The sequence below is a fragment of the uncultured Flavobacterium sp. genome (assembly GCF_963975005.1).
Taxonomy (GTDB): Bacteria; Bacteroidota; Bacteroidia; order Flavobacteriales; family Flavobacteriaceae; genus Flavobacterium.
The window spans coordinates 19879-27039 of record NZ_CAXBFR010000030.1 but is presented as its reverse complement, the minus strand read 5'-3'; the positions used below and the strand labels follow the sequence as shown (position 1 = coordinate 27039).

9 protein-coding genes and 1 pseudogene are annotated in these 7161 nt (G+C 28.3%); 3 read left to right on the top strand and 7 right to left on the bottom strand.

What is annotated here, in order from left to right; genetic code table 11:
- Positions 1-135, top strand: a pseudogene (locus AACZ53_RS05620) (phytoene/squalene synthase family protein); the annotation flags it as partial.
- Between the two features lie 13 nt (positions 136-148).
- Positions 149-592 (top strand): sterol desaturase family protein, encoded by a 444-nt coding sequence (locus tag AACZ53_RS05615; RefSeq protein WP_026717021.1) that lies wholly within the window; start codon positions 149-151, stop codon positions 590-592.
- A gap of 34 nt (positions 593-626) precedes the next feature.
- On the opposite strand, the gene AACZ53_RS05610 is transcribed toward AACZ53_RS05615, so the two are convergent.
- The 4 genes from AACZ53_RS05610 to AACZ53_RS05595 are packed head-to-tail and all read right to left on the bottom strand — an operon-like array spanning position 627 to position 2626.
- Entirely contained in the window at positions 627-1166 is a 540-nt protein-coding gene (locus tag AACZ53_RS05610) for a DUF4252 domain-containing protein (RefSeq protein WP_339835610.1), read from the bottom strand.
- A 1-nt stretch (position 1167) separates the two neighbouring features.
- Entirely contained in the window at positions 1168-1689 is a 522-nt protein-coding gene (locus AACZ53_RS05605; protein WP_339835608.1) for a DUF4252 domain-containing protein, read from the bottom strand.
- Positions 1690-1704: 15 nt separating this feature from the next.
- A complete protein-coding gene (locus AACZ53_RS05600) occupies positions 1705-2139 on the bottom strand; it encodes a hypothetical protein (protein WP_339835606.1) in 435 nt (144 codons plus the stop codon).
- Complete coding sequence (locus tag AACZ53_RS05595) at positions 2126-2626, bottom strand: sigma-70 family RNA polymerase sigma factor (protein ID WP_339835604.1); 501 nt, start codon at positions 2624-2626, stop codon at positions 2126-2128. Before AACZ53_RS05595 ends, AACZ53_RS05600 begins: the two co-directional genes overlap by 14 nt.
- A gap of 136 nt (positions 2627-2762) precedes the next feature.
- Between AACZ53_RS05595 and AACZ53_RS05590 the strand changes: the two genes are divergently transcribed.
- Entirely contained in the window at positions 2763-4211 is a 1449-nt protein-coding gene (locus AACZ53_RS05590; RefSeq protein ID WP_339835601.1) for a S41 family peptidase, read from the top strand.
- Between the two features lie 52 nt (positions 4212-4263).
- On the opposite strand, the gene AACZ53_RS05585 is transcribed toward AACZ53_RS05590, so the two are convergent.
- Genes AACZ53_RS05585 through AACZ53_RS05575 form a run of 3 tightly spaced genes read right to left on the bottom strand, consistent with a single transcriptional unit; the run spans position 4264 to position 7160 of the window.
- The gene (locus AACZ53_RS05585) at positions 4264-5340 is read right to left on the bottom strand and encodes a DUF5074 domain-containing protein (protein WP_339835599.1); all 1077 of its coding nucleotides are present in this window, start codon (positions 5338-5340) and stop codon (positions 4264-4266) included.
- Between the two features lie 4 nt (positions 5341-5344).
- Positions 5345-5914 carry a TonB-dependent receptor gene (locus tag AACZ53_RS05580; protein ID WP_339835596.1) on the bottom strand — a complete coding sequence of 190 codons (570 nt, stop codon included), beginning with the start codon at positions 5912-5914 and terminating at the stop codon, positions 5345-5347.
- A complete protein-coding gene (locus AACZ53_RS05575; protein WP_339835593.1) occupies positions 5886-7160 on the bottom strand; it encodes a TonB-dependent receptor in 1275 nt (424 codons plus the stop codon). The genes AACZ53_RS05580 and AACZ53_RS05575 overlap by 29 nt, the downstream gene beginning before the upstream one ends.
- Position 7161 lies beyond the last annotated feature (1 nt).

Here is a 7161-nt window from a genome sequence, read left to right as displayed (position 1 = left end):
TATAAAAAACTCTTGAAAAAGCTACAAAAAACACCTTCATTAGAAATAAAAAATACTAGAATTAGAGTTTCTGATTACCAAAAAGCGCAATTACTAGCGCGTTGTTACGTTAAATACAGATTAAATATTATATAAATTTTAAAAGATTATGTTTTTACAAATAGTTGTTTTTATTTTAACTTTTAGTTTAATGGAATTTATGGCTTGGTTTACTCATAAATACGTTATGCATGGGTTTTTATGGAATTTACATGCAGATCATCACAAAAAAGACCACGATTCTTGGTTTGAAAAAAATGATGCCTTCTTTATATTTTACGCTATTGTAAGCATAACTTGTTTTTACACTTGGAGTATTGGCTCTTTTGATTTAGGATTAGCCATTGGTTTAGGCATCTTAGCTTACGGAATCGCTTATTTCTTTGTTCATGATATATTTATCCACCAAAGGTTTAAGTTGTTTAGAAACGCTAATAATAAGTATGCAAAGGCTGTAAGAAGAGCTCATAAAATGCACCACAAACATATTGGAAAAGATAAAGGAGAATGCTTTGGAATGTTAGTTGTTCCTTGGAAGTATTTTAAAAATTAATTTAAAAAAAAAGCTCCTTAATTGGAGCTTTTTTTTATTTCATAATATTCTGTAAAGGTTTCAGTTGTTCCAAATCTATATTTGATTTTTGTATCAAACCAACAATTTTCATGATATTCATTGGATTCATGTCATTTCCTAAAATTCGAACAACAGCAAATCCATTTTCTTTTTTATTAGCAAAGAGTACAAATTCATTAATATGTTCATCATCACCCACAAAATAAATTGAAGCACCATCATTTCCTGAACCAAATTTCATTAATTCGTTGTATGAAGTTGTGTCTTTTAGAATTGTTTTGACTTTTTGAACCTCAACATTATAGTTATTCTTATTGCTATCTTCTTTTTTAAAAGCCAAGACGTTCATTTTTTCAAATGATTTTAAGGCTTCTTTATCTGAATCCGTTAAGGACATCTTCTCAGTATTAATTATATCTGAACCTAAATCTATTGCAACAAAATCTTTTGATTCTGTATTTTCGACAAAGTATTTCTGCAAAGTTGGTTTATTATTACAACTGACTAATGTTACTACAGAAAATAAAAATAAAAGTAAAATTAAATTTCTCATCTTATTTTTTTGAAGCTTTTTTTAATTCGTCTTTTCCTGGAAGATTCATTCTTTCCGTTAATGAAGATAATTCATCTAAATTAAACTCACCTGTCAATGATAATATAACAGTTGGTGTATCTTTCAAATCTCCTTCCATAAACAATAATAACTCTTTTACAATTGAAGTACTTCCGGCTGATTTGATATAAATTTTTACATTTTTTCCATCACTATTCACACGCATCAATTCTTCTAAAGGATTTGATTTTAAATAAGATGAAACTGACGATTTCATTTCAGAAGACAGTTTTGTGCTGTTTGTTGTAAACACTTTTAAATTATCTAATTTTTTTAACAGCGTAAGGTATTGTTGCATTTCTTTATCTTTTGCATCGATTTTAACCTTACTCATTAATTCAAACATTTTTTTGTTTACAATTACTGAATTTACTTCATCCTTGTCTTCAAATTTGTCAAATGTCGATTGAGCAAATATAAATGATGGTAAAACGACTAATAATAATAGGACTATTTTTTTCATGACTTTTTTATTTAATTATTTGAAAATTATTGTTTTTGTTTTTTCGTATTCTTCTATATAAGATACATTTTCCATGCCAGAATTGATATTGTTTGCTACTAATTGCAAGGCTTTATGAGTTTCTACAAATGCTTCTTCTGGACTATCAAACGTACCTAAGTCTTCTTTTTTAGTTGTATTTTGATACAAATAAGTAGCAATCATAGTTACTAAAACTACACTTGCAGCAATACCAATCCATTTTTTACTTTTATGTTTTTCTGGAAGAATAAATTCTTTTGTTGTTTCGTTTTTTGAATCTTTATAATACCCAAAAACATCTTTATATTGATTTAAATGTGAAGGTATATTTTGTGCTGTGAAATATGTTTTCAATACATTTTCATCCTGCAAAGAAGTATTTCCTTCTAAATATTTTTCTATTAACTCTTCTATTTTATTTATTTCCATAATTATTTATTTCAGCAAATTTTTCTTTAATAATTTTTCTAGCTCTTGATAATGAAACTCTGATGGCTGTTTCATTCATATCTAAAACTTTAGCAATTTCAGCAAATTCATATTCTTCTATTTCTCTTAACTGAATAATTAACCGTTGTTGTTCAGGTAATGAGTTTATTATTTTTTCAACATTATACAAATTATCTTTACTTATTATTTGGTTTTCTAAAGATGAATTATCACTGTAATTGTTATGTGTTATTGACAAGTTATTACTTCTCTTTGCTTTCAATTGATCTAAACAATAATTTTTTGTCATTGTCATTGCCATAGCTTCCATGCTCTTAAATGTATTCGTGTCAGCTTTCCATAATTTCAACAAAACTTCTTGAGTTGCATCTTCTGCTTCTTCATTACTTATCAACATCCTTTTAGCCAAACGATATAGCTTATCCTTAAAAGGTTTAATTAGAGTTATAAACTCTTGTTGTTTCATGTTATTAGTTTGTTTATAAAGTTAAGACGAATGTAAATTAAAATTGTTACAATAGCTTAAAATAATATAAATTTACATACCAAAATTGGAACTTTGAAGTTATACTACTAAATTACTTAAATATTAAAATCTATTTATGAAGAAAATTTTAAAATCAATACTACTAACTTTTTGCTTTTTGTTAGTCTTTCAAAATTGTAGTGATGATTATGATGATGTTTTACATTATAGAAATACTAATGAATTCGTTTGGACAGGCTTAAATCAATACTATTATTGGCAAAAAGATTCTCCCGATTTAAATGATGGCAAATTTGCTACTGATGTAGCTTTTCAAAACTTTTTAAGTAACTATACACCTGAAAGTTTATTTCAACATTTAAGATATGAGCCTGGTAATATCGATAAGTATAGCGTTATTTTTAGTGATTATGAGGTTTTAGAAGCAGCTTTACAAGGTACTTCTAAAAATAGTGGTGCAGATTTTGGGTTTAAAAGAAAAACAGCTGGCTCTACAGAAGTATTCGGTTTTGTACGTTATATTCTTCCCAATTCAGATGCATCTACAAAAAACATTCAACGAGGAGACCTTTTTTATGCAATAAATGGCGTGCCTTTGACTGTTGACAGTGATGGCTATTTAAATCCAACCGGATTATCTGAAGATACTTTTACATTAAATATGGCAGCTTATGACAACGGAAATATTACTCCAAATGGAAATACAATTACATTAACTAAAACTCCTTATTCTGAAAATCCCGTTTTAATTAAGAATACACATCAAGTTGGAAGTAAAAAAGTAGGTTATCTAATGTATAATGGTTTTTATTCAAATTATGAAAATGAATTAAATAATGCTTTTGCCTATTTTCAAGGAGAAGGAATAACACATTTGGTATTGGATTTACGTTACAATTCTGGTGGATCTGTAAATGTAGCTACAAAACTAGCTAGTATGATTACAGGACAATTTAACGGTCAAATTTTCGCCCAACAAGAATGGAATGAAAAAAGAATGAGCTATTACAATTCAGTAAACCCAGATGCATTACTTAATAAATTTACTAATACTTTAAGCAATGGTAACGGGATTAATAGCTTGAGTCTAACCAAAGTTTATGTTTTAACAACAAAATCAACAGCTTCTGCTAGCGAATTAATTATAAACAGTTTAAAACCATACATCGATGTTACTCAAATTGGCGATGTTACCATCGGAAAAAATGTTGGTTCAATAACAATATATGACTCACCTACTTTTAGAAAAGAAAATGTAAACCCAAATCACAAATATGCCATGCAACCAATTGTATTAAAAATTCTAAACAAAAATGGCGTTGGTGAATATTCAAATGGGCTTTTACCTAACGTTACTTTAACTGAAAATTACGGCAATTTAGGAATTTTAGGAAACGACACAGAGCCTTTACTTAATTTAGCTTTAAGCTATATTAATACAAATGGAAAAATAAATAGCAATTTTAATACAAAAGTATTCGAACATGTTACCGAATCTAAAAATTTAGATAGAATTGAAAAAGGGATGTATATAGAAAATCCACCCAATTTAAATAGAGATTAAATAAAAAAGGCTTCCAATTGGAAGCCTTTTTTATTATAAAATTCTTAGTGATTTAATTAAAGTAAAACCCAGCTGGAATAACTCCAACCGTATATTCATTTTCTAAAGTTCCTGTATTTGTATAAATGTAAACTTTTCCGTTTGAATTATAATCTGCTGCATCACCAACATATATTTTATTATTTTCAACAGCAAAACTATATACTCCATAAACTCCTTGTCCAACTGTTGAGAATAAAGATGTTGTTGGTAAACTTGAGGCCGTTAAACTCATTTTAAAAACATCAGAATCTTGCGTATAAAAAATAGAATTATCAGCAATATATAAATTAGAAGCATGATTTCCAACAGCAAAATCTATTGATGAAGTAACACTTTCTGTCTCTAAATTTATTTTTGACAATTTTCCTATAGTTTCAATTCCTGTCCAAGCTGCTCTTCCACCACTCATTACATATAAACTTCCGTTTTCTATTTGTAATGAATTTGGCACATCACCAACTGTAATAGTATTTGTAACAGTGTTTGAAGTAGAATTAATTACAGAAATAGTATTTCCATAACCATATCCTCCTTGATGCGCCACATATAACTTACCATTATTTTCAATAATGCGCTCTGGTCCTTCTACAACAGAAATTGATGCAGAAACTAAATAATCTGTTAAATTCAAAACAGCTACATAATCGTCAGTAGTTACACCAGCATCACCCCAATTTGTTATATATCCTTTTCCGTTAGCAAAAGCAATAAATCTAGGATTATCTAATCCTGAATCAATTGTAGCTACATATTCTAATGTGAATCTATTTATGATTTCAATTTTATTTGAAGCATTTAAAACTACAAAAGCTAAATCATTATAAAAACCGATATCTTGCCCTGTATTTCCAAGAACTTTTGTTGGATTAACCGCTAAAAAAGAATTGTTTTGAAAAGTTGCAAAATCATTTGATAAAAAAGAAATTGAACTGTTGTCTTGTCCAAAATTCCCTTGATTTAAGATTAGCACACCATTATCATAAGCTCCTAAAGGTAAATTATCAACTATTCCATTATCATCATCATCTGAACACGAAGCAAAAAACACAGCAACAGCTGCAATCATAAATACTCTTTTAAAAATCATTGTATTAAAAATTAAAGGTTAAATTCATCATATAATTTCGACCAGGCATTGGTCTAGACAAAACATTTTGATAAGGTTTGTTTTCCAAATTTAAAATCTGAAAACCAAGATTTAAAGGCTTTTTAGAACCTATTTTGTAATCTAAAGAAACATTAGAAACTAAATACTCTTTTAGTTTGTAAACATTATCATTAGAAGTAAAAACAGCACCATTAAATAAAGTTTGATAGGTAAAAGTGGCTCGCTTATATTGAAAAGCTACACTTGAAGTCGCTTTATGAAAAGGAACATAAATCAATTGTTTGTTAGTATCGTCATTTTCTGAAACTGTATACCCATAAGTTCCATTAATTTGAAGGCTTGAATTAGTGAAATATTTATTCCAACTAAACAAAGCTTCTAACCCATAAATTGAAACATTATCTGTATTAATCGGCTGCCATAAACCAGAAGCATTTGGTAACCAACGTAACATATCTGTAATTTTAGAATAAAAAGCAGTTGTAGTTAAAGAGGTTTCTCCATAAGTAAAAACTTGACCCATTTCAGCTTGTAAAGCGCTTTCCGGTTTCAAATTTAAGTTTCCAGTACAAATCATTGAAAGTTGGAATTCTAAAGTTTTTTGAACCTGAAAATTTTATAGCATACCAATTTAACAATTGAATATTTCCACCTAACGAATACAACAACGGACTTTTATAATTAGAAGTTACCTCTTTTCGAAGACTTGCTTCATAAGACAATTTATCATTTATCTGATGCTTGAACAACAAACTAAAAGAACCAATTTCTCTTTTATTAGTAGACAAACTAGAACCACTTCCTGAATTTTGAGTATAATCTATAATCGAATTAACTTTAATTTTTGAAGTCCAATTGTATAACAAATCATACTTAGCAATAAATGTATTTGCATTTCCAGTTGTGAAATTTTCTAAAGCTTTATTCTCAAAATACTTATATTCTTCTGTCAAATAAGCAACTTTAGTTTTTGATGTGAATAATCCGGAATAATTAGTCCATTCCAATAAATTTCTAGTATTGAAATCTAAATAGTTACTTTTTGAAGGGGAAGCAATTGTTCCAGAAAAATTTCGACTACCATCAAACAAATAGCTGAAAAATTTAATTTCATTATTTCGATTCATTCTATAACCAATATGTGAACTAATACTTGTATTTTCATATTGACCGTTTTCATTTTTCTTATCATACTCAATATAATCGTAATCATTTTCAGATTGATTGTGCGATATACTTGCATTTACAGAAATCTTATCGGTTGCAACATCTAAAGTATAATTGGCTCCAAAAGTTGAAAAACTACCATAATTTAATTGCAGTTTATTTTTGAATTGTTCTCTAAAAGAAACATCATTATTTAAATGAATTGTTCCTCCAACAGCACCACTTCCATAAATTACACTTCCACCACCAGCTCTAACTGTTATGGAATTAAAATCACGTGTAGTTAACGTATTAAAATCCGTTTGACCATTTAATTGGGAATTGATATTTATTCCATTCCAAATCACAGCTGTTTGTTGGGCTGTTGTTCCTCTAAACGAAGGGGAAGAAACCATTCCACTGCCATTTTCTTTGAAATAAATTACTGAATTATAACGCAACAAAGAGGTTAATGAAGCTTGATTTTTTTGAATCACACTATCATTAAGTTTAGTAGTATTTTGGGTATCTGAAAAGTTTTTTAATTGTGAATCGGTTAGCACTACTTCTCGCAATTGAAAAATAGAATCTTGTTGTGCCCAAATAAGAGAACAAGCTGTTAACGCAAAAAACAGAGCTAATTTTTTAAACATA

Bases quoted from the DNA above. Each gene is read 5' to 3' on its own strand.
- AACZ53_RS05615 (WP_026717021.1), top strand. From the start codon at position 149: ATGTTTTTACAAATAGTTGTTTTTATTTTAACTTTTAGTTTAATGGAA.
- AACZ53_RS05610 (WP_339835610.1), bottom strand. From the start codon at position 1,166: ATGAGAAATTTAATTTTACTTTTATTTTTATTTTCTGTAGTAACATTA.
- AACZ53_RS05605 (WP_339835608.1), bottom strand. From the start codon at position 1,689: ATGAAAAAAATAGTCCTATTATTATTAGTCGTTTTACCATCATTTATA.
- AACZ53_RS05600 (WP_339835606.1), bottom strand. From the start codon at position 2,139: ATGGAAATAAATAAAATAGAAGAGTTAATAGAAAAATATTTAGAAGGA.
- AACZ53_RS05595 (WP_339835604.1), bottom strand. From the start codon at position 2,626: ATGAAACAACAAGAGTTTATAACTCTAATTAAACCTTTTAAGGATAAG.
- AACZ53_RS05590 (WP_339835601.1), top strand. From the start codon at position 2,763: ATGAAGAAAATTTTAAAATCAATACTACTAACTTTTTGCTTTTTGTTA.
- AACZ53_RS05585 (WP_339835599.1), bottom strand. From the start codon at position 5,340: ATGATTTTTAAAAGAGTATTTATGATTGCAGCTGTTGCTGTGTTTTTT.
- AACZ53_RS05575 (WP_339835593.1), bottom strand. From the start codon at position 7,160: ATGTTTAAAAAATTAGCTCTGTTTTTTGCGTTAACAGCTTGTTCTCTT.